29 protein-coding genes are annotated in these 26473 nt (G+C 54.8%); 17 read left to right on the top strand and 12 right to left on the bottom strand.

All coding sequences use genetic code 11. From position 1 onward, the window contains the following. Positions 1–49 precede the first annotated feature (49 nt). Complete coding sequence (locus K6123_RS01045; protein WP_221793253.1) at positions 50–1108, top strand: NAD(P)H-dependent flavin oxidoreductase; 1059 nt, start codon at positions 50–52, stop codon at positions 1106–1108. An 11-nt stretch (positions 1109–1119) separates the two neighbouring features. Here K6123_RS01045 and K6123_RS01040 read toward each other — a convergent pair whose 3' ends face one another. Together K6123_RS01040 and K6123_RS01035 are read right to left on the bottom strand one after the other, a co-directional pair. After that, positions 1120–1287 carry a hypothetical protein gene (locus K6123_RS01040; RefSeq protein ID WP_221793251.1) on the bottom strand — a complete coding sequence of 56 codons (168 nt, stop codon included), beginning with the start codon at positions 1285–1287 and terminating at the stop codon, positions 1120–1122. 124 nt (positions 1288–1411) lie between these two features. After that, the gene (locus tag K6123_RS01035) at positions 1412–1948 is read right to left on the bottom strand and encodes a TetR/AcrR family transcriptional regulator (RefSeq protein ID WP_221793249.1); all 537 of its coding nucleotides are present in this window, start codon (positions 1946–1948) and stop codon (positions 1412–1414) included. Between the two features lie 201 nt (positions 1949–2149). On the opposite strand from K6123_RS01035, the gene K6123_RS01030 reads away from it, so the two are divergent. Both K6123_RS01030 and mnmG read left to right on the top strand, forming a co-directional pair. Continuing rightward, a complete protein-coding gene (locus K6123_RS01030) occupies positions 2150–2914 on the top strand; it encodes a hypothetical protein (RefSeq protein ID WP_221793247.1) in 765 nt (254 codons plus the stop codon). Between the two features lie 343 nt (positions 2915–3257). Further along, on the top strand, positions 3258–5156 hold the full coding sequence (mnmG, locus tag K6123_RS01025) for a tRNA uridine-5-carboxymethylaminomethyl(34) synthesis enzyme MnmG (RefSeq protein ID WP_221793245.1): 1899 nt from the start codon (positions 3258–3260) through the stop codon (positions 5154–5156). A gap of 13 nt (positions 5157–5169) precedes the next feature. Here mnmG and K6123_RS01020 read toward each other — a convergent pair whose 3' ends face one another. The 6 genes from K6123_RS01020 to K6123_RS00995 are packed head-to-tail and all read right to left on the bottom strand — an operon-like array spanning position 5170 to position 9283. Continuing rightward, a complete protein-coding gene (locus K6123_RS01020; RefSeq protein ID WP_221793243.1) occupies positions 5170–6525 on the bottom strand; it encodes a sensor histidine kinase in 1356 nt (451 codons plus the stop codon). Next, positions 6522–7199: a response regulator transcription factor gene (locus K6123_RS01015; protein ID WP_221793241.1), complete on the bottom strand. Its 678-nt coding sequence runs from the start codon at positions 7197–7199 to the stop codon at positions 6522–6524. The genes K6123_RS01020 and K6123_RS01015 overlap by 4 nt, the downstream gene beginning before the upstream one ends. Then, positions 7196–7600 (bottom strand): PepSY domain-containing protein, encoded by a 405-nt coding sequence (locus K6123_RS01010; protein WP_221793239.1) that lies wholly within the window; start codon positions 7598–7600, stop codon positions 7196–7198. Before K6123_RS01010 ends, K6123_RS01015 begins: the two co-directional genes overlap by 4 nt. Then, complete coding sequence (locus tag K6123_RS01005; RefSeq protein WP_221793238.1) at positions 7554–8177, bottom strand: diheme cytochrome c; 624 nt, start codon at positions 8175–8177, stop codon at positions 7554–7556. Before K6123_RS01005 ends, K6123_RS01010 begins: the two co-directional genes overlap by 47 nt. A 13-nt stretch (positions 8178–8190) precedes the next feature. Continuing rightward, positions 8191–8610, bottom strand: a complete 420-nt coding sequence (locus K6123_RS01000; RefSeq protein ID WP_221793236.1) for a DUF1924 domain-containing protein — start codon at positions 8608–8610, stop codon at positions 8191–8193. After that, positions 8597–9283: a cytochrome b/b6 domain-containing protein gene (locus K6123_RS00995; protein ID WP_221793234.1), complete on the bottom strand. Its 687-nt coding sequence runs from the start codon at positions 9281–9283 to the stop codon at positions 8597–8599. Before K6123_RS00995 ends, K6123_RS01000 begins: the two co-directional genes overlap by 14 nt. Positions 9284–9464: 181 nt before the next feature. Between K6123_RS00995 and rsmG the strand changes: the two genes are divergently transcribed. The 13 genes from rsmG (at position 9465) to K6123_RS00930 (ending at position 19978) form a co-directional block, all read left to right on the top strand. Next, a complete protein-coding gene (gene rsmG, locus K6123_RS00990) occupies positions 9465–10133 on the top strand; it encodes a 16S rRNA (guanine(527)-N(7))-methyltransferase RsmG (RefSeq protein ID WP_221793232.1) in 669 nt (222 codons plus the stop codon). A gap of 10 nt (positions 10134–10143) precedes the next feature. Further along, a complete protein-coding gene (locus tag K6123_RS00985) occupies positions 10144–10914 on the top strand; it encodes a ParA family protein (protein WP_221793230.1) in 771 nt (256 codons plus the stop codon). A gap of 26 nt (positions 10915–10940) precedes the next feature. Next, complete coding sequence (locus K6123_RS00980) at positions 10941–11864, top strand: ParB/RepB/Spo0J family partition protein (protein WP_221793228.1); 924 nt, start codon at positions 10941–10943, stop codon at positions 11862–11864. Positions 11865–12133: 269 nt separating this feature from the next. Next, the gene (locus K6123_RS00975; RefSeq protein WP_246624550.1) at positions 12134–12502 is read left to right on the top strand and encodes an ATP synthase subunit I; all 369 of its coding nucleotides are present in this window, start codon (positions 12134–12136) and stop codon (positions 12500–12502) included. A gap of 22 nt (positions 12503–12524) precedes the next feature. Next, positions 12525–13436, top strand: a complete 912-nt coding sequence (atpB, locus tag K6123_RS00970; protein WP_221793226.1) for a F0F1 ATP synthase subunit A — start codon at positions 12525–12527, stop codon at positions 13434–13436. Between the two features lie 54 nt (positions 13437–13490). After that, positions 13491–13718 carry a F0F1 ATP synthase subunit C gene (gene atpE, locus K6123_RS00965; RefSeq protein WP_015488783.1) on the top strand — a complete coding sequence of 76 codons (228 nt, stop codon included), beginning with the start codon at positions 13491–13493 and terminating at the stop codon, positions 13716–13718. A gap of 51 nt (positions 13719–13769) precedes the next feature. After that, positions 13770–14240, top strand: coding sequence for a F0F1 ATP synthase subunit B (locus K6123_RS00960; protein WP_221793225.1), 471 nt, complete (start codon positions 13770–13772; stop codon positions 14238–14240). 11 nt (positions 14241–14251) lie between these two features. Then, on the top strand, positions 14252–14788 hold the full coding sequence (locus tag K6123_RS00955; RefSeq protein ID WP_221793223.1) for a F0F1 ATP synthase subunit delta: 537 nt from the start codon (positions 14252–14254) through the stop codon (positions 14786–14788). 15 nt (positions 14789–14803) lie between these two features. Further along, positions 14804–16342 (top strand): F0F1 ATP synthase subunit alpha, encoded by a 1539-nt coding sequence (atpA, locus tag K6123_RS00950; RefSeq protein ID WP_221793221.1) that lies wholly within the window; start codon positions 14804–14806, stop codon positions 16340–16342. A gap of 70 nt (positions 16343–16412) precedes the next feature. Continuing rightward, positions 16413–17273, top strand: coding sequence for a F0F1 ATP synthase subunit gamma (gene atpG / locus K6123_RS00945; protein WP_221793218.1), 861 nt, complete (start codon positions 16413–16415; stop codon positions 17271–17273). A 38-nt stretch (positions 17274–17311) separates the two neighbouring features. Continuing rightward, positions 17312–18706 (top strand): F0F1 ATP synthase subunit beta, encoded by a 1395-nt coding sequence (atpD, locus tag K6123_RS00940; protein WP_221793216.1) that lies wholly within the window; start codon positions 17312–17314, stop codon positions 18704–18706. 52 nt (positions 18707–18758) lie between these two features. Then, positions 18759–19187: a F0F1 ATP synthase subunit epsilon gene (locus K6123_RS00935; protein ID WP_221793214.1), complete on the top strand. Its 429-nt coding sequence runs from the start codon at positions 18759–18761 to the stop codon at positions 19185–19187. Positions 19188–19399: 212 nt separating this feature from the next. Continuing rightward, complete coding sequence (locus K6123_RS00930) at positions 19400–19978, top strand: outer membrane beta-barrel protein (RefSeq protein ID WP_221793211.1); 579 nt, start codon at positions 19400–19402, stop codon at positions 19976–19978. A gap of 134 nt (positions 19979–20112) precedes the next feature. Here the strand turns inward: K6123_RS00930 and K6123_RS00925 are convergent, their stop codons facing one another. The 3 genes from K6123_RS00925 to K6123_RS00915 all read right to left on the bottom strand — a co-directional run bounded on the left by K6123_RS00925 (position 20113) and on the right by K6123_RS00915 (position 24400). Beyond that, the gene (locus K6123_RS00925; RefSeq protein ID WP_221793209.1) at positions 20113–20964 is read right to left on the bottom strand and encodes a histone deacetylase family protein; all 852 of its coding nucleotides are present in this window, start codon (positions 20962–20964) and stop codon (positions 20113–20115) included. Positions 20965–21029: 65 nt separating this feature from the next. Next, positions 21030–23471 carry a putative bifunctional diguanylate cyclase/phosphodiesterase gene (locus K6123_RS00920; RefSeq protein WP_221793207.1) on the bottom strand — a complete coding sequence of 814 codons (2442 nt, stop codon included), beginning with the start codon at positions 23469–23471 and terminating at the stop codon, positions 21030–21032. Then, on the bottom strand, positions 23468–24400 hold the full coding sequence (locus K6123_RS00915) for an ABC transporter substrate-binding protein (RefSeq protein ID WP_221793206.1): 933 nt from the start codon (positions 24398–24400) through the stop codon (positions 23468–23470). The genes K6123_RS00920 and K6123_RS00915 overlap by 4 nt, the downstream gene beginning before the upstream one ends. Positions 24401–24577: 177 nt before the next feature. Between K6123_RS00915 and K6123_RS00910 the strand changes: the two genes are divergently transcribed. Beyond that, on the top strand, positions 24578–24823 hold the full coding sequence (locus tag K6123_RS00910) for a hypothetical protein (RefSeq protein ID WP_221793204.1): 246 nt from the start codon (positions 24578–24580) through the stop codon (positions 24821–24823). Positions 24824–24885: 62 nt separating this feature from the next. On the opposite strand, the gene argH is transcribed toward K6123_RS00910, so the two are convergent. Then, on the bottom strand, positions 24886–26280 hold the full coding sequence (gene argH, locus K6123_RS00905; RefSeq protein WP_221793202.1) for an argininosuccinate lyase: 1395 nt from the start codon (positions 26278–26280) through the stop codon (positions 24886–24888). Positions 26281–26473: the final 193 nt, after the last annotated feature.

Genomic DNA, 26473 nt, shown 5'->3' with positions numbered 1-26473 from the left:
AAACCAATAATAATACGAACCTGTTAGCAAGTACTTACAAGGACGCGAGATGACTGAATTCAATGAGTTTACCCGCCGTTTTGGTATTCAGCCGCTGATCCAGGCACCCATGGCCGGTGTCGCAACACCTGAGTTGGCGGCGGCGGTTTGCAACGCCGGTGGGCTGGGTTCGCTGGGGCTTGGTGCCAGTTCAGTGGCGCAGGCCCGACAGATGATTCAGCAAACCCGGCAACTGACCAGCAAGCCTTTCAACGTCAACGTTTTCTGTCATCAGCTGCCGCAGCGGGATGTTGGGGTGGAAGCACAGTGGCTAGCCTTTCTGGCACCGCTGTTCGAGGATTTACAGGCAAAGTTGCCTGTTGAGCTAACAGAAATCTACTCCACTTTTATCGCTGATGACGCGATTCTGGCCATGCTGCTGGAAGAACAACCCGCTGTGGTGAGTTTTCACTTTGGCCTGCCAACCCCGGCCCAGCTGGCAGCATTGCAGGCCGCCGGGATCTATACCCTGGCGTCGGCAACCAGCCTGGCGGAAGCACGGCTGATCAAGCGGGCCGGAATCAACGCTGTGATTGCCCAGGGCATCGAAGCGGGTGGTCATCGCGGCATTTTTGACCCGCAGGCTGACGATGAGCAGCTAACGACTGCCCAACTGGTGCAACTGCTGGTTGCTGAACTCAAGCTGCCGGTTATTGCAGCTGGTGGTTTGATGGATGGCAAAGATATTCGCGCCATGCTGGAACTGGGTGCCAGCGCGGCTCAACTCGGCACAGCCTTTATTCTTTGCCCGGAAAGCGCGGCCAATGCGGAATATCGCCAACAACTGGCAGCAGCAGAAGGCGCGGATACCCGTTTGACGCCGGTACTGTCGGGCCGTCCGGCGCGGGGCATCGTCAATCGGTATATTCGTTACTGCGATGCGGATAACTGCCCGCAGCTACCGGCCTATCCGCTCACCTACGACGCTACCAAACAACTGACCAGTGCCGCTGCAAAAGCAGGTTTGACTGGCTTCGCTGCCCACTGGGCGGGCCAGGGGGCTGGCCGTACCCGGCAAGTTGGCGCGGCAGATCTGGTTGGCCTGCTGCTGGATGAGTTGGCTGGCTGAAAAGCGACTAATCAGTTACCGGAGCGGACGAAACAGGACTCTTCATCGCGGTCGTGATCGGCAGGAATGCTGCTCGGTCGAGAGCTGTTGGTTGGGCTTGGCAGGATTGCTCGAATGGTCATGGCTGGTGGTTGCTCTGGCAGTTTTTGGTCGTTTGTATGGGCTAATTCTAGCGCCATTGCCAAAGTCCAGATTGCCTGTTTTTCACCCGATTTGTTCGCCAAACGAACTTTCTTGACGCTATCTAAAGCCAGATGGCCGCCTTGAGGTAGTCAGGCTGGCCATCTGTGCTGTTGCGGATAATTACAGGCTGCTGAGCCAGTCCTGTACCGAGGCCAGGTTAATGGCATCGTCACGCACACGGTCGGCCACCAGGGCCCCCTGAATGGCTGAAACCACGACACGGGCCAGCGCATCGCGGCTAACTGCAAGGAAGCGGGTGGTCGTGAGTGATTCCAGTACCCACTCATACAGGGCTTCGTAGAAATCACGGGTGGCGGTCATGCTGTCTGGCGTCAGTTCATGGCTGCCGGAGGAGTAGGCCTGCGCCATACACTGGCGGTCCTTGGTGAAAAACTCGGTGAAGACTTCGCAAAGTACAATCAGCCGCTGTTTACCAGTGGCCTCTTCTGCCCGCTCATCGAGCATGGCAAAAAAATCTTTCTGATAGTCCTTGATCAGTTCAAGTAACAAGGCATCGCGGCTTTTGAAGTGGTAATGCACCGAACTTGATTTGATACCAGCCTCTTTGCCCATTTCACGGAAACTGGCAGCAGCTAGGTTTTTGGCACAAATCTGATCGGTTGCAATGGACTTCAGGTGGTCTCTGGTATCGCTCATGAGTCAACTCCCTGTGCAGAATTTAAGCAGAGTCTATCGGTTGTTAGGAGTTATGAGAATGGGCTGATCCGAGTATTTGGTGAAAAATCGAACATTCTGAATCAAAGTTATAAGGCGCATATTTGAAGTGCGAATCCTGCATAAGAAGCAGTTTTGACAGCCCTTGCTATGGTTAAAGAATCGATATTCGGAGCTTTAACCATGCGTACGCTAGCACTTTTAATCGGTATAGCCTCTCTTGCAGGCTGTATTTCCGTCGACGACAACAATTCGGTGACCAACGAGCAAGGCGAAACCGTCAGTACCGAGACCCTCTCGCTGAACGGTTTCTGGGATGGTCAGCTGGATCAGGCCACCGACATCCGCCTGATGATCTATCAGGGCACCGTTTACGGTCTGGATGAAACCCAGGGCTATTACGGCACCGTCAAGCTCAGCCAGAGCAACCAGACCGTCAGCATGTCATTAACCGGTTATGCCATTACCGCTTCGGATACCACCGCGCTGCACTATCTGGCTGATGGTACTGCGGTTGACTACAGCCTTGATGGCCTGGTGTTCACCACCACAACCACCTCCGACACCCTGGTGGGTGACTACGAAAATGACAGTACTGCTGGCAGCTTCTACCTCACTGATGACGGCACCTGGGATACCAATTCCGCTGTCAGCCTGGTCGAAGGGGAATGGACTGCCGGAGACTATTCTCTCTACATCACCAGCCTGGGTTCGCGTGCCAGTATGAAGGCGGTTTCTTCCTCTGTGGCGGGCTGTACCTTCAGTGGCTACATCGCGCCGATGGACAAGCAGTACAACCTCTACGACGTCAGCATTACCGAGCGCAAGAACTGCGATGACTACAACGACACCAGTGTCAGCGGTTACGCCACCATTACGACCGATGGCGAGTTGGAGTTCTTCCTGCGCAAGAGTGCACTGCTCTACTACATGATTTTCCAGCGCTGATGGCGCTGAAATAACCGTTTCAGGCTGTGAATAAGTCTGTTGAAACGTGTGTTAAATCCTTGTTGTACAGTGGTAAATTCTGGTGACAACCCGATTTTTTGAAATTGACCCCGGTAATAAAAAAATTCTTTTTATCGATTTTGTTAACAGCTCAAGTTGCTGATATTTAAAGGAAAAATTAAAAACGAAGCGGCCTGTGGATAAGATTTTCAACAGCTGTAAAACAGTGATTCAGGGGTGTGAATAATCTTATTGCCTAAAAATTGTACAGGCATCTGTCTTGGGGCATGGGGAGTTGCTATACTCCGCGCCCTTTTCTCTAAGTAGTGTTGGTGAGGTAGTTGTGGAATATCCCGTTCGATATGACGTGATTGTGGTTGGCGGTGGTCATGCCGGTACCGAAGCGGCTCTGGCTGCGGCGCGTACGGGGAGCAAGACCCTGTTGCTGACGCATAACACGGATACCGTCGGCGTGATGTCCTGTAACCCGGCGATTGGTGGTATTGGCAAAAGCCATCTGGTGAAGGAGATTGATGCCCTCGGTGGTGCGATGGCGCATGCTACTGACAGAGCCGGTATCCAGTTCCGCATCCTTAACAGCCGCAAGGGGCCAGCGGTGCGGGCAACCCGAGCCCAGGCTGACCGCCAGTTGTACCGTGCGGCGATTCGCAAGATCGTTGAAAACCAGCCTAACCTGGATATTTTCCAGGCGGCCTGTGATGACCTGATGCTGGACGGTGATGGCGTCGGCGCAACGGTTTGCGGTGTGGTCACCAACACCAACATGAAAATCTTCGCCACCTCGGTGGTGCTGACGGCGGGTACCTTCCTCGGTGGCAAGATCCATATTGGTATGGAAAACCACGCCGGTGGTCGTGCCGGCGATGTGCCGTCGATTGCGTTGGCGCAGCGACTGCGGGAAATGCCGTTTGAGGTAGGTCGTCTGAAAACCGGTACGCCGGCACGCATCGATCGTCGCAGCGTCGATTTTTCGGTGATGCAGGAACAGCACGGTGATGCCCCGCTGCCAGTGATGTCCTTTATGGGCTCAGTAGCAGAACACCCTGAACAGGTGTGCTGTTACATCACACACACCAACGAAAAAACCCACGATATTATTCGCGCCAACCTCGGTCGTTCACCGATGTATGCCGGTGTGATTGAAGGGGTTGGTCCACGTTATTGCCCGTCGATAGAAGACAAGGTGATGCGTTTTGCCGACAAGGACAGCCATCAGGTATTTGTTGAGCCGGAAGGTCTGACCAGCAACGAGCTGTATCCGAATGGTATTTCCACCAGTCTGCCGTTTGATGTGCAGCTGGATTACATCCACTCGATCCGTGGCTTTGAAAACGCTCACATCACCCGCCCGGGCTACGCCATCGAATACGACTTCTTCGATCCGCAGCAGCTCAAGCATTCGCTGGAAACCCGCTGTATCAATAACCTGTTTTTTGCCGGTCAGATCAACGGCACCACGGGTTATGAAGAAGCCGGTGCACAGGGCTTGCTGGCCGGTTTGAATGCCGCCTTGCGGGCGCTCGAAAAAGACGTCTGGGTACCGCGGCGTGACCAGTCCTATATTGGCGTGCTGGTGGATGACCTGATCACCATGGGCACCAAGGAACCGTACCGGATGTTCACCAGCCGTGCCGAATACCGGCTGGTGCTACGGGAAGACAACGCCGACCTGCGCTTGACCGAGATCGGTCGTGAGCTGGGCATTGTCGATGATGAGCGCTGGGCAGCTTTCTGTCAGAAGCGCGAAGCCATTGAGCTGGAATCCCAGCGCCTGAAAACCAGCTGGATTCAGCCCAATACCGATGCTGCCAGTGCGTTGGAAGCACTGGGTGAAGCGCCGATCACTCGTGAATACAACCTTCACGACCTGCTCAAGCGTCCGGGCCTGAACTACCAGCAGGTTGCCAGCCTCAAGGGCGATGCAGAAGCGATTGATGAACGGGTGGCCGAGCAGGTTGAAATCCAGGCCAAGTACGACGGTTATATCGCCCGTCAACTGGAAGATATCGAACAGCTGCGCCGTTATGAAAACACCCTGCTGCCAGCCGATCTCGACTACAGCCAGATTGGTGGTCTGTCGAACGAAGTGAAGCAGAAGCTGCAGCAGCAACAGCCACAGACGCTTGGCGTGGCCTCACGGATTCAGGGCATTACTCCGGCAGCGATCAGCCAGATTCTGATCCATCTGAAGAAGAAAACCCTGGTCAAGCGCCAGGCCTGATTGCGTTTCTGACTCAGTCTGTCGCGGGCTGATCTGGTAAACAGATCAGCACCGCCAGACCACCTGCCAAACCGCTGGTCAGTTGCAGGTTGCCACCATAGCTGTCGACAATATCCTGGCAAATCGCCAGGCCCAGACCACTGCCTTCTATATTACGGTGTTCATCCAGTCGTGCGCCCCGTTGTAACAGCGCTTCGCGACGGTGTTGCTCGATGCCGCTGCCGTTGTCGCTGATCCGAATTTGCCAGCTGTCTGACAAGCGTTCAAATTCAGCGCTGACCTTGCCGTTGCCATACTTACAGGCGTTATCCAGCAGGTTACCAACCAGTTCCAGCAAGTCATCACGGTCCTGTGGCAGGACGCCGTCGGCAGGGAAATGCGGGCTGATCTGGCAATGGGGGTAAATACGTTCGAGCACCTGAATCAGTGGCAGCAGTTCGTCGGCCAGCACAAAGTGGCGACCCGGTGAAGACACTCCAACAATACGAGCCCGTTTTAACTCCCGTTCGACCAGTTGTTGCAGCCGGGTCAGCGCCTGACGTTGTTCCTGACCGGCTTGCTCAGGCAGGTTGGCAGCCAACAGCTGTAATTGCTGCACTGGCCGTTTCATATCGTGGGCAAGATTGCCGAGGGCATTGCGAGAACGGCTGACGCGTTTCTCCAGCTGTTGTAACAAGCGGCGGATTTCATCCAGTAACGGCCGGATTTCGTCCGGTGCACTGGTGTCGGGCAAGGCTTCACCAAAGCGCAGCTGGCGTAACTGTTGCTGGATAGGCCTGAGGCGGTCGAAACCGCGCTGCAATACGGCCAATTGCCACAGCATCAACAGCACCAGCGCCAGCACCACAAACACCAGCGCCTGATAACGAATGGTATGCACCGCCTGCTTCAGGGGCGTTACATCTTCGGCCACCCACACGGTAATGGCCTGATCCTCAATCACCACACCACTGGCGTACCAGTGCCAGCTTTGTTCGTCGGGCACCCCGACTTCACCCAATAACGGGCTATCTAGGCCTGGTTCGAGCATGCCGTCCTGGCTGGCACCGGCAGCAAGCTCTGGAGGCTTGACGTGAATATCCCACAACGAGCGACTGCTGATTTCCTGCTGTGGTGCCTCGACTACAAAGTAGTGGCCGGAATGAACCCGTCGATAGACCGCTGCCTGACGCTCGGAAGGTAACTGCCATTGATCGTTTTGCAATTCCAGTGCACTGATCAGGTTGTCGGCATCATGTTGCAGGCGGGCGTTGACAAAGTCGAAGGTCAGGTGGCGAATGCCGATGTCGAGCAATACCACTCCGCTGCCAAGCATCAACAGCAGCGCCAGCAGTAGCCGTTGCGACAGCTGGCGTTTCAGTGAACTCATGAAGCCAGTGACTCGCCATCGCGCAGCCGGTAGCCCTGGCCACGGCGGGTTTCGATATAGTCCTTGCCGAAGTGCTGGCGCAGGCGGTTGATGTACACCTCAATCACATTGCTGTCGCGCAGCTGCTCTTCTTCGTACATGCGTTCGCTGAGACTGGTTTTGGAGTGCACCTGACGGGGTTCCTGCATCAGTGCCCGCAGCAGTCGGAATTCAATCGCGGTCAGCTCGATTTCACGACCGTCACGGGTGTTGGCGCGCTGACTGTCGATATCCAGACTGACACCGTTCCAGCTCAGCTGATTGCTGGCGTGGCCTGCGCCGCGGCGACTGATGGCTTGCAGCCGGGCCAGCAGTTCTTCCGAATAGAAGGGCTTGCCAAGGTAATCGTCGGCACCGGCCTTGAGGCCATCGACCCGCTCATGCCAGGCGTCGCGAGCAGTCAGGATCAGCACGGGTGTGTCCATTCCTTGCTGGCGCCAGCTTTTGAGCACTTCCAGGCCGTTTTTGTCGGGCAGGCCGAGGTCCAGAATAATCAGGTCAAACGGGCATTCGAGCCCGAGAAACTCAGCATCTACGCCGTTTTCGGCCACTTCCACCGCATAGCCTTCGCGGGTCAGCAAGGGCTTCAGAGCTTCATGAATCAGGCGGTCATCTTCTACCAATAACAGTTTCACTCATACTCTCCTTGCTGTGGTTCAAACTCAGGATGCGGTGGGTGGTCTCTGTGGTGATGAGGCAAGCTATCGGGGTCCGGCCGCCGTTCTCGTGGATTACCACACTCATGGCGGCGCTCCAGAATCAGCGGGGTGCCGGTTTCGGCATCCAGATAGACCTTGCAGCGGTGGCCATCACCACGCAGCAGTTTAACTTCGTAGACCAGATGGTCGTCTTCCCACTCCACCTCGGCATCCAGAATCCGACCTCGAATTGCCGGGCTGGAGAGGATGGTATCAATGGGCAGAATGCGGCCCTGCTCGACCCACTGGCGGATGGTAGCCGGGTCTATTTCGTCGTTGGCAAGGGCGGGATTAATCGTCCCAGCGGCCAAAGCCAGGAATATCCACGGTATCTTCATTAAAGACTCCACGTTTGGCATCGCGATGGCAGGCGTCACAGTTGCTGAAGGAATTGACCTCCGGGTTGCCATTAACCATACGGCGCGGCACTTCATCGTGTTTACGAACAAAGTATGGCAGCTCGGTTATGCGCTGGGGAGTGCGATCGTCACTGATCCGCAGCATAAAACGGCTGTTTTTGAGCGCAGCATGACGCGTGAGGTAGTCGGTAATTTCCTGGCGGGTGGTGTCGTCGAGCGAAGCGTCTTCGCCAAAGTGGTTATCCAGAGTCGCCATGGTCAGTTGCCAGCTGCGGGCCGGTAACAGCGCGGGTGGATAGGCCACATGGCAGGCGCTGCACTCTTCCTGATAAGCCACTGACAGCTCGGCGGACGCCAGGTTATAGCCGCCGTGACGGTCGGATTTTTCGTAACGCTCTTTCGATTCAGATTTTTCGTGTTCGCCGTCTTCGTGCTTGCTGAACAAGCCGCTGGCATAGGCTTCACGAGCCATGCTGGCCAGTGCCAGCACAATAATGGCACTAACGGATAATGCGGCAGCCAGCCCCAGCAGGCGGCCCGTTTTATTGATACTCATGCGAATTCCCCGGTTATTGCTGGCTCAGCCAGCTGATCAGATCACCTTTTTCCTGCGGACTGCATTCGCGCCCCAGGGTCCATTTGCAGTTACGTAGCAACCATTTATCGATAAAGGCGGTGTCGGTCAGGCGTTTGGGGTTGACCGACGGTGCCATTGGCGCAATCGCTTTGCCGGTGCGCTGGTGTTTACCTTCGAGCTTGAGGTCGCTGCCATGACAGCTGCGACAGGAGCGGCCATCAAAGTCTTGTTGCCAGAGGGCAGCGCCACGGCTGGCGGAGTATTCAGTTGTCCCCTGTTGTTGCCACTCAGCCAGTTTTTGCTGGACGGCGGCCTGTTTGGGCTGCGCTTGGGCGGCGGAAGCTGCCGGTGTTGATGTTGCCAGTGCTGTCAGCAGCAGGCTGGCGATCAGAGCCTGATTAACGTTTTTCATGGGCATGCTCCGGAGCTGGCTGGGTTGTGGTGTGCTGGCTATGGTCAATATCTCCAGCACGCGATGGCTTGAGGCCGGTAATCATGGCGCGGACCAGGTTTTCCCGGTGATGCAGGCTGCTGAACAGCACGCCGCCAAGGTGCAGGACGACCAGCAGCAGCGACAGATTGGCGAACAGTTCGTGGGCACCTTTCACCAGCCCAACCGGTAATGCTGTGATGGCCATGCCTGCCAGTGGGCCGTCGCCATCACCGCCGATCAGGATCAATCCCAGCGAGACGGTTGCCGATAATGACAACAGCAGTGCAATCACCATGGCGCCACCGGCCGGGTTGTGGCCGAGATAACGGCCAGAGCGGCCCTTGAGGGTATCGCTGAAATAACGCTTGAGCGTCGCCGGACGGGTCACAAAGTCACTGAAACGGGCGTGGCGACTGCCGATGACTCCCCAGATCAGCCGAAACAGCAGCAGGCCACCAATGCTGTAGCCGGCAATCACATGAACGGACTCGATCTCTTTGGCGCTCAGCCAGGCGATCAAAAAGAAGCTCGCCAGTGACCAGTGAAACAGGCGGGTAGCAAGATCCCAGACGCGGACCCTGGCCGGTGTGGCTGTGGTGTGATGCGAGGTCTGGCCAGCTGGCTGGTGATGATGTTGGTTCGCGGTTGTCATACGACCTCTCCTGCAAGGATATGAGGTCAGCATGACAGCAGTGGCTTAATCCATGCTTAATGCACGGAATTGTTGCCAGAATTTGTAAAATTGCAGGCTGATGGGAAAATTGACCACGCTGGATTTGTGGTATGATCCGCGGCTATTCCCTACCCCGATGATTTGAAGAGGCGCAGTCTTGATGGCGGACCATTCCGTGGCGTTTGAGCAACTACAGGCCCAGTTGGCTGATGGTGCACAGAAACTCGGTATCAGCCTCAGTGAGCAGCAACTGGCTGCCCTGATGGAATACCTGCAGCTGCTGATCAAATGGAACAAGGCCTACAACCTCACGGCCATCCGTGATCCGCGTGAAATGGTGGCGCTGCACCTGCTCGACAGCCTGGCGGTTGACCCCTTGCTGGGCGATGCCCGACGGGTGATTGATGTCGGCACTGGCCCGGGCTTTCCCGGTATTGTGCTGGCGATCATGAATCCGCAGCGCCAGTTCGATTTGCTCGACAGCAATGGCAAAAAAACCCGCTTTATGTTTCAGGTGAAAACCGCCCTGAAGCTGGCCAATGTCACCATTATTAATGATCGGGTTGAGGCATATCATCCGTCTGAGCCATTCGATATTATTGTCAGCCGGGCCTTTGCCTCGCTGCAGGACATGGTCAGCTGGTGTCGTCACCTGGTGGCCGCAGACGGTTGTTTCCTGGCCATGAAAGGCCTGTATCCGGAAGATGAACTGGCAGCCTTGCCTGCGGATATCCAGTTACTGGAAAGCGTCCGACTCGAAGTCCCCGGTGTCGATGCCCAGCGTCACGTGCTGCGCCTGGTCGCTGCCGATCAATCCATTCCCTCTTAGAGTGACAACTATGATTCTGGCGATAACCAACCAGAAAGGTGGCGTTGGCAAGACCACCACGGCGATCAATCTGGCAGCCTCGCTGGCTGCAACCAAGCGCCGGGTGTTGCTGCTCGACCTGGATCCCCAGGGCAATGCCACTATGGGAAGCGGTATTGATAAATACTCGCTGGAAAACTCCCTTTATGAAGTACTGACCAAGCGCTGCGAAATCGAAGATGCGATTGTTGCCGCCGAAGGCGCTGGCTACGACCTGTTGCCCGCCAACGGCGATCTGACCGCCGCTGAGGTTGAACTGATCAATGTGATTGGCCGTGAGCAGCGGCTGGTTCGAGCGCTCGACCGGGTGCGCGACCGCTACGACTACATCCTCATCGACTGCCCGCCATCGTTGAACATGCTGACGATCAATGCGCTGGTGGCTGCTGAAGGTGTGGTGATTCCAATGCAGTGCGAATATTACGCACTGGAAGGTCTGAGTGCGCTGATGGACACCATTGAGTCGATCCAGGAAGCCTACAATCCGACACTGCGCATCGAAGGTTTGCTGCGCACCATGTATGACCCTCGCAACAGCCTGACCAATGATGTATCCGCGCAGTTGCAACAGCACTTTGGTGATCGTGTCTACGACACTGTTATTCCCCGGAATGTGCGGCTGGCGGAAGCCCCCAGCCATGGCATTCCGGTGCTGATGTATGACCGCAACTCCCGCGGGGCTATTGCCTATCTGGCGCTGGCCGGCGAAATGAACCGACGCCACCGCGCATTAACTGCCTGAGCAGACAGGCCAACGGAACAACAAGTATGACTAAAAGAAAGCGTGGCCTCGGGCGTGGCCTGGATGCCTTGCTGGCTGGCTCACATGGCAGCATGTCGGTAGCGGAAGAAACAACGCTGGCGGAAGCGGGTGACGATAGTCAGCCAGTTGTCGTCAGTCAGCGTGATGGCGAATTGACCGAGCTGCCACTGGACGTGATTCAGCCGGGCCAATATCAGCCACGGCGGGCGATGGAACCGGAAGCGCTGGAAGAATTGGCGGAGTCGATCAAGGCCCAGGGCCTGATGCAGCCGATTGTGGTGCGTCGTCTCAGCAGTGACGACCAGCGCTATGAAATCATTGCCGGTGAGCGTCGCTGGCGAGCCAGCCGGGTGGCGGGTCTCAGCAGTATCCCGGTACTGGTACGTGATGTGCCGGACGAAGCCGCGATTGCGATGGCGCTGATTGAAAATATCCAGCGTGAAAACCTCAATCCAATGGAAGAAGCCATTGCACTGCACCGTTTGCAGCAGGAATTCGAGCTGACCCAGCTGGAAGTGGCTCAGGCGGTTGGAAAAAACCGCACCACTATCGCTAACCTGTTGCGTTTGATGAAGCTCAACCCGGACGTCAAGACGCTGCTGGAAAACGGCGATATTGAAATGGGCCATGCACGCGCCCTGCTGGGGCTGGAAGGTCAATCGCAGAGTGATGCTGCTGCCCATGTGGTTGCCAAGGCGCTGACGGTGCGCCAAACCGAAGCACTGGTGCGCGCGCATGAACAAAAACAGGCCGCGCAACCGGCTGCCAAAGCGGTAAGCGATCCGGATGTTGAGCGTCTTGAACGGCTGTTGGGAGAGCGACTGGGGGCGGCGGTTTCCATCAGTCACAACGCCAAAGGCAAAGGCAAGCTGGTTATCAACTACACAAGTCTTGATGAGCTCGATGGCATTTTGAGCCACATTAAATAGCCTGGCGTAGAAGGGCATGCGACCAAAGTTGCATGTCCTTACTCCAAACAGGGTTTCTTTTCTGCTGTGATTGGCCCGTAAGGTAGCAAATCCGGCAGCCACACAGGCGTTAGCTGCATTTCCGTTGATCTGGATCGAAAACCAAAGCAGTACGACCAATTTATTACGGCGAACGCGCGTAACTGGTTGAAGGGGCACCACCTTGCCCATATAATCACGGCGCTTTTGCACTGGCTAAAGCAGAAATCCAGAAAATTCGAGAGGTCAGGTTGTCTACTGTACCGCGCCCGCCAGCGTACCGAATCGTCATCTTGCAGTTGGCGCTGGCCCTGATTTCTGCCCTGATAGCCTGGTTACATAGTGATGTAGCCGCCAAGTCTGCGTTGTACGGAGGCCTTACCTGTGCCCTGCCCAACGCCTACTTTATCTGGCGCGCTTTCCGCTACAGCGGAGCCCGGTCGGCTCCGCAGATTGTGCAATCGTTTTACCAGGGAGAATCCTGGAAGTTTTTGCTGACGGCGCTGTGCTTCATGGTCATTTTCCAGCGCGTCGAGCATCTGAATGTACTGGCACTGTTCGCAGGATTCATAACAGTGCAGCTGGGCCATCTGGCCTCGGCAAAAGTCGCCCGTTTATAAACCTATGAATTGAGAGTAGACAATGGCTGGAAACTCCCAAGAGTATATCTCGCACCACCTTACCAACCTTGCATTTGGCAAACTGCCAGAAGGTTATGTCCGTAAACATGTTGGCGAAAATGGCCACGTAGAGACTCATACCCTTGAGCACTCTGAGTGGACCATCGCGCACAGCAAAGAAGAAGCCGCAGCAATGGGCTTCAACGCTGTGCATCTGGATTCGCTTGGCTGGTCTATTGGTCTGGGCCTGCTGATCATGTGGATTTTCCGCTCAGCTGCGAAGCGCGCTACTACCGGTGTACCAACCGGCATGCAGAACTTCGTTGAAATGATCGTAGAGTTCATTGACAACACGGTTAAAGAAGCGTTCCACGGTCGCAATCCCCTCGTTGCACCGCTGTCACTGACTATTTTCACCTGGGTCTTCATGATGAACTTCATGGACTTGATCCCGGTTGACGTACTGCCTGCCATCTTCGGTGCCTTTGGTGTGCATTTCATGAAAGTTGTTCCGTCTACCGACGTCAACATCACCATGGGTATGTCCCTGACCGTATTCGCCATGATGATTTTCTACTCCATCAAGGTCAAAGGTATCAGCGGTTTCGCCGGTGAACTGTGTCTGCAGCCGTTCAAGGTTTCCAACCCTGTTCTGCAAGCAGTATTCGTTCCAATTAACCTGTTCCTCGAATCTGTTGCCCTGATTGCCAAGCCAATCTCTCTGGCACTGCGACTGTTCGGTAACATGTACGCTGGCGAAATGATTTTTATCCTCATTGCATTGATGTTCTCTGCCGGAGCCGTACTGGGTCTGCTGGGCGGCGTACTGCAGTGGGCGTGGGCTGTTTTCCACATTCTGGTGATCACTCTGCAAGCCTTCATTTTCATGATGTTGACCATCGTGTATCTGAGCATGGCCCACGAAGATCATTAATTTCTAAACCATTAACTTTCAATAACTCACTTAACTAACTTTTGGAGAAAAACTATGGAACAAGGTCTGGTATTCCTGGCTGCAGCTCTGATGATCGGTCTGGGTGCTCTGGGTACTGCTATCGGTTTCGGTCTGCTGGGTGGTCGTCTGCTGGAAGGTACTGCACGTCAGCCTGAACTGGGTCCAATGCTGCAAGGTAAAATGTTCCTGATCGCTGGTCTGTTGGACGCCGTGCCAATGATCGGTGTTGGTCTGGGTCTGTACCTGATGTTCGCTGCCTAAGGGTTCATTTAGAAACGAACTTCCTTAATCAACGAACATGAGGGCCCTGGCGTGAACATTAACGCGACACTTATCGGCCAGATCATCACTTTCGCAATCTTCGTGTGGTTCTGCATGAAGTTTGTATGGCCTCCTCTGCTGAGCGCCATGCAAGAACGCGAAAAGAAAATTGCCGATGGTCTGGATGCAGCCAATCGTGCTGAGCGTGACCTGGAACTGGCTAAAGAAAAAGCCGCTTCCCAGTTGCGTGAAAGCAAGGAAAAAGCTGCCGAAATCATCGAACAGGCTAACAAGCGTGCCAACCAAATCATCGACGAAGCGAAAGAAACCGCTCGCGCTGAAGGTGAACGCCTGATTGCCGCTGCTCAAGCTGAAGTTGGGCAAGAGGTTAACCGCGCTAAGGAAGCTCTGCGCAAACAGGTTTCTGAACTGGCCGTTACCGGCGCAGCCAAGATCCTAGGCAAGTCTGTAGACGCATCAGCTCATGCCGAGCTGCTGAACACACTGACTGAAGAGCTTTAAGCGAGGTTGCCATGGCTGAATTAACTACTCTCGCTCGGCCATACGCCAAAGCCGTGTTTGCTGAAGCGCAAGAGAAGAACGCCCTGGACGCGTGGTCAGACTCCCTGACCACTCTGGCTGCCTATGCAGCCGATGCCAACATGGCCAAGGTGCTGGTGCACCCTTCTCTGACTGCTTCCCAGCAAGCACAGGCGCTTATCGACGTATGTGGCGAAAAGCTTAATGAAGCAGCCAAAAACCTGGTGAACGTTCTGGCAGAAAACAAGCGTCTGCCGCTACTGACTGAAATCGCAGCCCTGTACGAAGAGTACAAGGCCGAACTGCAAAACACAGTTGATGTTGTCGTTACCTCTGCATTTGCACTGAGCGACGAACAGTCAGAGAAATTGGCGCAGGCACTGAAAGCCAAACTGCAACGTGACGTACGCATGTCCAGCGAAGTAGATGAGTCTCTCATCGGCGGTGCTGTGATCCGTGCTGGCGACCTGGTTATTGACGGCTCAATCAAAGGCAAGCTGTCAAAGTTGGCCGAAGCGATGAACTCCTAATTGAGGGACGATTGCATGCAGCAACTGAATCCATCCGAGATCAGTGAAGTCATTAAAAAGCGCATCGAAAGTCTCGATGTGACTTCACAAGCCCAGAACGAGGGCACTGTCGTATCTGTATCCGACGGTATCGTTCGTATTCACGGTCTGGCTGACGCCATGTACGGTGAAATGATTGAATTTGAAGGCGGTGTATACGGTCTGGCACTGAACCTGGAACGCGACTCTGTAGGCGCGGTAATCCTGGGTGACTACCAGAACCTGGCCGAAGGCCAAACTGCCAAGTGTACTGGTCGTATTCTGGAAGTTCCTACTGGCAAGGCTCTGCTGGGCCGTGTAGTAGACACTCTGGGTAACCCAATTGACGGCAAAGGCCCAATCGATGCAGCAGAAATGCGTCCGGTTGAGCGTGTTGCGCCAGGCGTTATTGCCCGTCAATCTGTTGACCAGCCACTGCCAACTGGCTACAAGGCCGTTGACTCCATGGTTCCAGTCGGTCGTGGCCAGCGTGAGCTGATCATTGGTGACCGTCAGACTGGTAAAACTGCCATGGCCGTTGACGCCATCATCAACCAGAAAGGTTCTGGCATTAAGTGTATCTATGTTGCGATTGGTCAGAAGCAATCTTCTATCGCCAACGTAGTACGCAAGCTGGAAGAGCACGGCGCAATGGAACACACCATTGTGGTTGCTGCTGGTGCCGCTGATCCTGCAGCAATGCAGTACCTGGCTCCATATTCTGGTTGTGCCATGGGTGAATACTTCCTGGACAACGGTGAAGACGCGCTGATCATTTATGACGATTTGACCAAGCAAGCCTGGGCATACCGTCAGATCTCCCTGTTGCTGAAGCGCCCACCGGGCCGTGAAGCATACCCGGGTGACGTTTTCTACTTGCACTCCCGTCTGCTGGAACGCGCCTGTCGCGTAAACGCTGACTACGTGAAGTCTGTAAGTGGTGTTGAAGGCAAAACCGGTTCCCTGACTGCTCTGCCAATCATTGAGACCCAGGGCGGTGACGTTTCTGCGTTCGTTCCGACCAACGTAATTTCCATTACTGACGGTCAGATCTTCCTGGAAACCAACCTGTTCAACTCCGGTATCCGTCCTGCGATGAACGCTGGTATCTCTGTATCCCGTGTAGGTGGTGCAGCGCAGACCAAGATCATCAAGAAGCTGGGCGGTGGTATTCGTCTGGCACTGGCTCAGTACCGCGAACTGGCAGCATTCGCCCAGTTTGCTTCTGACCTGGACGAAGCTACCCGCAAGCAGCTGGAACATGGTAAGGCTGTAACCGAGCTGATGAAGCAAGGTCAGTACGCACCTATGTCTACTGCTGAAATGGGTCTGGTGATTTACGCCGCCAACGAAGGCTACCTGGAAGACGTTGATACTGCCAAGATCCGTCCGTTTGAAGCCGCTCTGCTGAGCTACGCCAACAGCACCTATGGTGAACTGATGGCGAAGATCAACGTTAAGGGTGACTACAACGACGAAATCGCGGCTGGCCTGAAAGAGTGTATTGAAACTTTCAAGAACTCTCAGACCTGGTAAGTCCGTTGCTGGCGGTGTTCCCTGAATGACCGCCAGCTGGATTCAACCTTCAACGTAAGGCAGCTTAATTATGGCAGTCGGTAAAGAAATTAAAGAGCAGATTACGAGCGTAAAAAGCACGCAAAAAATTACCTCTGCAATGGAAAAAGTTGCAGTAAGTAAGATGCGTCGCGCTCAGCTGCGTATGGACCAGAGCCGTCCGTTTGCGGACAAGATCCGCGGCGTGATTGGTCACCTGGCCAATGCGACATCTGAATACCGCCATCGTTATCTGCAAGAACGTGACGTGAAACGCGTTGGTTATATCGTGGTTTCCTCCGACCGCGGTCTGTGTGGTGGCCTGAACAACAACATGTTCAAGCGCATTGCTACACAAGCCAAGGACTGGAAAGCCAAGGGTGTTGAAGTGGACTTCTGTGCTGTTGGCGCAAAAGCCACCCTGTTCTTCAACGGCTTTGGTGGTAACGTTCTGGCCGCTACTACCCACCTGGGTGATGCGCCTGAACTGTCCAGCCTGATCGGTTCGGTAAAAGTGATGCTGGATGCATTCGATGACGGCAAGATTGATCGCCTGTTCATCGTCCACAATCGCTTTGTAAACACCATGACTCAGGAACCGGTCACGGAACAATTACTCCCGCTGAAAGCGGCTACAGACGATTCCCTCAAACATCATTGGGACTACATCTACGAGCCAGACGCCAAGGAAATCCTTGAAGGTCTGCTGGTTCGTTACGTTGAATCCCAGGTGTACCAGGGTGTGATCGAAAACAACGCCTGTGAGCAGGCTGCGCGCATGCTGGCGATGAAAAACGCCACCGACAACGCCGGCAACATGATCACCGAGCTGAACCTGTTGTACAACAAGGCTCGTCAGGCTGCGATCACCCAGGAAATCTCTGAAATCGTTAGCGGCGCCGCGGCTGTATAAGCCGGGTTGCAAAGGTTTTAAGTTAAGAGGAACCGAAAATGAGCGGATCTATCGTACAGATCATCGGTGCCGTAATCGACGTGGAATTTCCACGCGACAGTGTACCCAAGGTCTACGACGCCCTGACCGTTGATGGTACTGCAACTACCCTGGAAGTTCAGCAGCAGCTGGGCGATGGCGTGGTTCGTACCATTGCGATGGGCTCCACTGAAGGCCTCAAGCGTGGCCTGAATGTGATTAACACTGGTGCTCCAATCTCTGTACCTGTTGGTACCGAGACTCTGGGTCGCATCATGGACGTACTGGGTCGTCCTATCGACGAATGTGGCCCTATCGGCGAAAAAGAGACTTACTCTATTCACCGTAAAGCACCAAGCTTCGACGAGCAATCCAACTCCACTGACCTGCTGGAAACCGGTATCAAGGTTATTGACCTGGTATGCCCGTTCGCCAAGGGTGGTAAGGTTGGTCTGTTCGGTGGTGCCGGTGTTGGTAAAACCGTAAACATGATGGAGCTGATCAACAACATTGCGAAGGCACACTCCGGTCTGTCTGTATTCGCTGGTGTTGGTGAGCGTACTCGTGAAGGTAACGACTTCTACTACGAAATGGCGGAATCCGGTGTTGTAAACCTGGATGACAAGGCCAAGTCCAAGGTAGCAATGGTTTACGGTCAGATGAACGAACCCCCAGGCAACCGTCTGCGTGTGGCTCTGACTGGTCTGACCATGGCCGAGAAGTTCCGTGACGAAGGTAAAGACGTACTGTTGTTCGTTGACAACATCTACCGTTACACCCTGGCGGGAACCGAGGTTTCTGCACTGCTGGGTCGTATGCCTTCTGCGGTAGGTTACCAGCCAACTCTGGCTGAAGAGATGGGTGTTCTGCAGGAGCGTATTACCTCCACCAAGACAGGCTCCATTACTTCTATCCAGGCGGTATACGTACCTGCGGACGACTTGACTGACCCGTCTCCAGCGACCACCTTCGCCCACTTGGACTCCACTGTGGTACTGAGCCGTGACATCGCTTCCAAGGGTATTTACCCTGCGATCGATCCACTGGACTCTACTTCCCGTCAGCTGGATCCACTGGTAATCGGTAACGAACACTACGATGTAGCTCGTGGCGTTCAGGGTGTTCTGCAGCGCTACAAAGAGCTGAAAGACATCATTGCGATTCTGGGTATGGACGAACTGTCCGACGAAGACAAGCAGCTGGTTGCTCGTGCACGTAAGATTGAGCGCTTCCTGTCCCAGCCATTCCACGTGGCCGAGATCTTCACCGGCGCTCCTGGCAAGTACGTTTCACTGAAAGAAACCATCCGTGGTTTCCAGGGTATCCTGAACGGTGAATTCGACGATCTGCCAGAGCAGGCGTTCTACATGGTTGGTACTATCGACGAAGCGATCGAGAAAGCCAAGGGCATGTAATTCGGGCTGGCGGGGTTGAATGACCCCGCCTCCTCAACATGAGGAAAACGTTATGGCGATTACCGTACATTGCGATATCGTCAGTGCAGAAGAAAGCCTTTTCGGTGGTCTGGTAGAGCGAGTAATTGCTTCAGGCCAACTGGGTGATTTGGGTATCGAGCCTGGCCACGCGGCCCTGCTGACCCCACTGAAGCCAGGTCCGGTTCGTATCGTCAAACAAGGCGGTGCGGAAGAGGTTATCTATGTATCTGGTGGCTATCTCGAAGTTCAGCCTAACTGTGTGACCATTCTGGCCGACACAGCTGTTCGCGCCGATGACGTGGACGAGGCTGCTGCACTGGAAGCCAAGAAACACGCCGAACAGGCACTGGAAAATCAGGGTGCAGACTTTGATTACTCTCGTGCATTGACCCAGCTGGCAGAAGCCGCAGCCCAACTGCGTACTATCCAGCAACTGCGTGAGAAGCTGGGCAAGCACTAAGCTTCCCGGTTCTAAAAAAACCCGCCTTGAGCGGGTTTTTTTATGTCCAATGACGACAGAAACTGAAATTATTTATTGCCTTGCGTCATAATAAGTAAGATCTTCGTATGGCAACATGCCAAGGTTTTAAATTTTGAAATTAATCCGACAGGAAGTTGGTAAAAAGTCCAAGGGTCACTTCTGGTCGCTGAAGTAAAGAAACGGAGTTTCAAATGAAAAAGTCTCTTTTATCTGCATTGGTTTTAGTATCGGCAAGTCTGTCAGCTCAAGCCGGGCAATTCTACATTGGAGCTGGTACCGCTGGCTTGATAGGTTCGGGAGAGGAAGAATGGAGCATGGGGTCGAACTCCATGTCCTATGACTACGATTATTCCGAAACCAGCCTGTCTTTTGGCTATAAATTCAATAATAACCAGCGTCTGCAAGTGTCCTATAACTCGATTGATATCGACTATGATGCAGGTTTTGATAACTCTACCTACTCGGGTTTTGACTTCGATTACTATTTTGCTTTTGGCTCAAGTGACTGGAAGCCTTTCTTGATGGCTGGCCTCGGTAGCTACGTATATGAAGATACCGCAGAATATTATGTCGATGACGAGGATCTGAGTGGTCTGTCGCTTAATCTGGGTGCCGGGGTTATCTGGCAGCCTATTAAGCACGTTGACCTGGAGTTGGCGTATAAATACCGGAGCATCCAATGGCAAGACCAGATAACATTTGGTGGAACCACAATTGAAACAGACTCAAGTCACCACGGTTTAGCCCTCGCTGCTCACTTCCTGTTTTGACGTCGAGGCTGGTTACAAAACCAAAGCCATTGGCTGGGAGACGGTGACGAATAACGGCCAGAATTATTATCTGACTTCTGGCCAGCATGGCGCTGAAGTCGCCTGCCATTATCGTTTCTGAATGCTTTTGGAGTTCAGAAGTGGTGGCTGTTGTAAACCATAGCGGCAGTCTCTATTACTGAAGCATGGCGTCTGGCCAGCCGCTCGTGGTCGGTGTCGTAACCGCCGCCGATCACCGTCACCACGGCAATGCCCCGCTGTTGGCAATAACGCAATATCCATTCATCGCGCTGGCAAATGCCTTCGATCGATATATTCAGATGCCCCAGCGCATCGTGCTCCCAGACATCAACGCCAGCGTCATAGATCACCAGATCGGGCCGTTGTTCAGCTATCAGGCGTTCGAAAGTTTCCATAACGACTGCCAGATAGGCGTCATCCTGAAGATATTTATCGAGGCCAATATCAAGATCGCTGATGGATTTACGGAACGGAAAGTTCTTTTCGCAGTGAATGGAGCAGGTAAACGCTCGTGGCTCGTCAGTCAGAATTGCGGCGGTACCATCACCCTGATGGACGTCGAGGTCAAAGATCAGCAGCTTGCTGACCTCCCCTGTCGCCAGCAGGGTTTTGGCGGTATAGGCCAGATCATTGACCAGACAGAAGCCGCTGCCAAAGTCCCAGTGGGCGTGATGGGTGCCGCCAGCCAGATGACTGGCAATACCGTGTTGCAGGGCCAGCCGGGCCGCTAACAAGGTGCCGTTCGGCGCGGTAAAGGTTCTGTCTACCAGGCCCTGACTCCAGGGCAGGCCAAGTCGCCGCCAGGCTTTGGCTTCGATGGAGTCCTCGCTCAGCCCTTGCAGGTAAACCGGGCTGTGGGCGATGGCCAGATCGCTGACCGAAGCTTCAGCTGGTTGCCAGAGATTGTCCTTGCCGATCAGTCCTTGCTGCTGCAGATAGTTGTACAGGCGCACAAACTTCGACATCACAAATCGATGTTGTTCGGGAAACGGGCAGGAATAATTGGGGTGGTAAACCAGCGGTAATTGCATCAGGCCTTGTCACTCAGATAGCGGACAAAATCGTCGGGTTGCAGCGGTTGGCTGAACAGATAGCCCTGAAACTTCTCACAGCCCAAGGCTACCAGATAATCGTACTGGCGGCTGGTTTCCACGCCCTCCGCAATAATGTCCATCGACAGGTTGTGGCCGAGCTGGATGATGTAGTCGACGATATTGGCGTCGTCCGGGTTGTCCTGCAGGTAATTCACAAAGCTGCGGTCAATCTTGAGGGTCTGGATTGGCAGACTTTGCAGATAATTCAGCGATGAGTAGCCGGTACCAAAGTCGTCCAGCGACACCGAAAAGCCGTGTTCGACCAGCTCCTGAATCAAGAGCTGCACCATGTGCTTGTCGTTGACGAACACGCCTTCGGTGATCTCCAGCTCAATCATGTCCGGGTGTAACTGATAATAGCGGGTGTGTGCCAGCAGCCGTTCGATAAAGTCGGCTTCAAGGAACTGGTGCGGGCTGATGTTGATGGCCAGGCGTTCAAAGCTGTCAGGCATGACACCGTCATCCTGCCATTGCCGCAGCAGCCGACAGGACTCTGCCAGGATCCAGTCTCCAAGCTCAACAATCAGGTTGGCCTCTTCAGCAGCGGCAATAAAAATATCCGGCGGCACCGGTTGGCCACGATTGCTCCAGCGACACAGGACTTCGGCGCCAATCACCTGGCCTTCGGCATTGACCTGGGGTTGCATGACCAGATTAAAGGCCCGCGCCTGAATCGCATCATGCAGGTCATTGAGCAGGTTCAGACGACTCTGGCTCTCCTGCTGCATGCGTTCGTTGTAGATGCTCCAGCCATTACGACCGTTAGCCTTGGCGTAATACATCGCCGTATCCGCCTGACGAATCAGATCGGATGCCGACAGCTGTTTGAACGGGAACAGGGCGATCCCAATACTGGCCGATAGGTGGAAGCTGTGGCGTTCATAATTGAAGGGCAGCCGATACTGTTGCAGTAGCACTGAAGCCAGATCGGTGGCCTTGTCGATCAGCTCGGCGGCGTCGTGATAAAGCTGGTCGATAATCAGCAAAAATTCATCACCACCGAGGCGAGTGCAGGCATCGGACGGCTGGCAGACGGAACGTAAGCGTGAGGCGGCTTCCTGCAGCACCGCATCACCAACGGCATGGCCCATGGAATCATTGATCTTCTTGAACTGGTCGAGGTCAACAAACAGCACTGCACCAAAACATTGTTGCTGTTGCGCCTGCTGCAATTTGATCGCCACCATTTCGAGCGCATGCTGGCGATTGCCAAGGTTGGTCAGGGCGTCGTAATGGGCACGGTATTCGATTTCGATCTGCTTCTGTTGCAGCTCGGTCATATCCCGCAGCACCCACAACACGTTTTGCTGTTGGTTACTCTCACGTACGAATGGCGTCATACGCGATTCAAGAAAATGCCCATCGTGCTGGAAAGAGCGAATCACGGTTTGCTGTTCGGCACAGGCCTGCTGCCAGGCACCACGCACCTGGGCTTGTTGTGAGTCTTCAAGCCAGCTCCACAGCAGCTGGCCGCTGAGGTCGGTTTGTGGGTCCAGCAATTCCGGGCTGCGATTGCCAAAGCGTTCCCTTATGCGGCCTTCAGCATCCACCACAAAGGCAATATCCGGAAACGTGTTGGAGAATGCCTGTTCCAGCGAATAGCGGTTCTTGATGCGGGCAATCGAATGCTGCAAATAGGTGTTGAGCTGCTGAAACGCCTTACCGAGGCGGTAAAATTCCCGGATTGGCGTTGCTGGCAGCACCGCGCAGGCATGGTCATTTTGCAGCTGTTCAACATAGTGGCCGAGGTCACGCAGCGGTTTGAGCACGTAATGGCGCAGCAAGCGGGCCATGCCGAGGAAATAAAGCCCGAGCACCAGTAACAGCAACAGGAACTTCAGTAGTACCTGCCCCTGCATCTGTTGATAGGGCTGTGACAGATCGTATTCGAGTTCGATCAGAATTCTGGCTTGTTGACGCTTGCCGAGCGGGTAATAGGCGGCATAGCTGGACACCAGCCGCTGGTCAGCGCTGCTGCCGGAACGAATCTGGATGCTGTCATGCAGCCCCTTGCTGACCAGTGGTTGCATGGTTGGAGATAGCGCCTCATTGCCAATACGATTGCCAATCCGGCTGCGGCGGCTGGAGAACAGGTAACGACCGTTCTGGCTGACATCAATACGACTGATAAACGGCTGGGTTGCCAGCATCGCCACGGCGCGATCTGCCTGGGTTTTGTCGTCGTTGGCAAGCGCCCGGGTCAGCTGTTGCTGGAGGGCGTTTAGTTCGATGCGGTTCTTGCTGTCCCAGTCGGATAAAAACTGTCGTTTGGAAAGGTCGTACAACAGGTAACCGACGGTAATTGCCAGTATGCTGAGGGCGATAGCTGACCACGACATCAGTACCAGCGTAATCGACTTGCGTTGTGACCGGCTCATTGGCGAGCCTCCGCAACCAGACTGGCGTCAGCGCTCAAATTCTGCAATTCAGCCTGTTCCAGTAAACCGCGGGCAGTCATCAGTGCTGCGAGGCGATGGGCATGTTGCAGAACGCGGGCACTGGCTGAGTCGGAATCTCCTTGCAGTTGTTGCAGATTTTCCTGTCGGTCGGGCAGATTCATGCCTTGCCAGGCCTGACTGAGATCCGCCTCCGGCAGCTTCAGACGCTGATTGGCGATCAGCTGATATTGGCGTAGTGAAAGGCCGCTACGGGCCCGCTGAAAACCCCCAATCAGAGTCACCAGCGCTTGCCGGTGGAGATCAAGCATATCGCTGCGAACGGCCAGCACATCAACAATCTGCCCGGGAATCTCGGCGCTGGTGTACATAATTTTGGCGCCAGCGTCGAGCAGACGGAACATGTGTGGTGCAAAGGTGACTGCAGCATCGATACGATCCTGCTGGTAGGCGTATGGCATGGCTGCCGGGCTCATGGGAAACAGTTCAATCTGGTCGTGCTGCAGGCCTGCACGGTTGAGCAAACCCTCAAGCATCAAGGCACCGGCGGCGCTGGTTTCGGCAGCCAGTCGCTTGCCAGCCAGCTGTTGCAAGGTCTGGATTTCCGGCCGCGCGACAATCACATCAGCACCTTCGGAATCATCACAAACCATTATAATGGTGAGTTCCAGTCCTTCGCTGGCCAGCAACATGGCTTCATCCAGAGTCAGCGCGGCGGCTTCCAGTTTGCCTTGCCTGATGGCCTCCATCACCGTGCTGCTGTCGGGGAATTCGACCAGCCGGATGTCAGACGTCAGCCAGCCTTGCTCGCGGGCAATATAAAATGGCTCATAACCTGGCCAGACATTGCTGCCAACACGCAACAACAGGTCCTGACTCTGACAGCCAGACAGCAGGCAGGTAACGAGCAATAGGACAAACGACCTTAACACAGGCTCAACGGCTCCCGGGATGACTAGCGTTTCAGTGTAGCAGTCTGGCCTGTTCTTGCAGGCCACCGGCATACGACTAATAGCGACTGACCGAAGTGGCGATTCAGTGTAGATTGGACGCTCTGAACGACCGTATTCACCTCTGCGGAGCCGCTGATGAAACAGAACAACAAAAACAATAAATCTGAAAATCAGGCCATCTCATCCTTTGAGAGCTTTTTCTACCGCTTTATCGCCTGGTTCCCGATTCTGATGCTGCCTTCCCTGGTATGGGAAATGATCAGCTCTGGCGATTATGCCGTTGGTGGACTGATTGGTGTGATGCACGCCGTGCTGGTGTTTCGTTTTGTCACCATTGCCAATCAGCAGCAATGGTTCAAGCGTAAAAAGGCGGCTGGCTAACGTCGTCGGTTCTGGAATCAGGGTTATTGGATAGCACCAATAACCCTGCTTACGCCCGACGCTCAGCGCTGCGCCAGCGCTGCTTGAGCCCGTGCGGCAGCGGCACGTACCTGGTTCGGTGCCGTACCACCGATATGGTCACGGGCAGCAACCGAGCCTTCCAGCGTCAGCACGTCAAACACATCTGCGGTGATTTCAGCAGAGAACTGCTGCAATTCTTCGAGCGTCATCTCACTCAGATCCTTGCCGGTCTGCACGCCATAACCAACGGCCTTGCCAACGATTTCATGAGCGTCGCGGAATGGAATGCCCTTGCGTACCACATAGTCAGCCAGGTCCGTCGCGGTGGAGAAACCACGCATGGCGGCTTCACGCATGCTGGCCTTGTTGGGCTGCAGATGCGGCACCATATCGGCGAAGGCGCGCAGTGAATCACGCAGGGTGTCGACGGTGTCGAACAGCGGTTCCTTGTCTTCCTGGTTGTCCTTGTTGTAGGCCAGTGGCTGTGACTTCATCAGTGTCAGCAGGGCAATCATGTGGCCATAAACCCGGCCAGTCTTGCCGCGTACCAGCTCTGGTACGTCGGGGTTTTTCTTCTGCGGCATGATGGAGGAACCGGTGCAGAAGCGGTCTGGCAGATCAACAAAGCGGAACTGGGCGGAGGCCCACAACACCAGCTCTTCGGAGAAGCGGGACATGTGCATCATGATCAGCGAGGCAGCGCTGGTGAATTCGATGGCGAAGTCACGATCAGAGACTGAATCCAGGCTGTTTTCGGTTGGCCCTTCAAATCCCAGCAGTTCGGCGGTGTAGAAACGGTCGATCGGATAAGTCGTACCAGCCAGTGCCGCAGCGCCCAGTGGCATCTGGTTAACCCGCTTGCGGCAGTCCTGCAGACGGGCAAAGTCACGCTCCAGCATGGCGTTCCAGGCCAGCAGGTGGTGACCAAAGGTGACTGGCTGGGCGGTTTGCAGGTGGGTGAAGCCCGGCATGATGGTGTCGGCTTGCTGTTCAGCCAGACCGACCAGACCTTGCTGCAGACGGGTCAGCTCATCGCTGATGACATCGATTTCATCGCGCAGGTAGAGACGGATGTCGGTCGCCACCTGATCGTTACGGGAGCGGCCGGTGTGCAGCTTCTTGCCGGTAATACCAATCTTTTTGGTCAGCGCGGCTTCGATGTTCATGTGCACGTCTTCCAGTGCGACAGACCATTCGAATTCGCCACGTTCAATTTCGATACGAACTTCTTCCAGTCCACGAATGATGTCGTCGCGCTCCTGGGCGGTCAGCACACCAACCTTGCAGAGCATTTTGGCGTGGGCAATCGAGCCCTGAATGTCCTGACGGTACATGCGCTGGTCGAAGTCCACCGATGCGGTATAGCGGGCAACAAAGGCGTCGGTTGGTTCGGAAAAACGGCCGCCCCAGGAGGCATTGGTGGCTTGATCAGTCATGGGTATTCCTCTGCTCGTGCGGTTCAGCCGCAGCTCGGTCAATTCAAGGCGCAACAGTATACTCCGGCAGTGGCAGCGGGTTAACCGTCAGCTGCGGTTGTTGCGCGCGCTGTCAGCGCAAGAATTTGCCGGGTTTGTGGCACATGCCCTTGCCGGGTTGAGTCTCCACCGCCAAACTGGCTGCTCTCCCCCT

This window comes from Oceanobacter mangrovi (assembly GCF_019740315.1).
In the GTDB taxonomy this organism is placed as follows: Bacteria; Pseudomonadota; Gammaproteobacteria; order Pseudomonadales; family Oceanobacteraceae; genus Oceanobacter; species Oceanobacter mangrovi.
The sequence above is the reverse complement of the archived record's forward strand: the minus strand, read 5'-3'. Positions and strand labels throughout refer to the sequence as shown.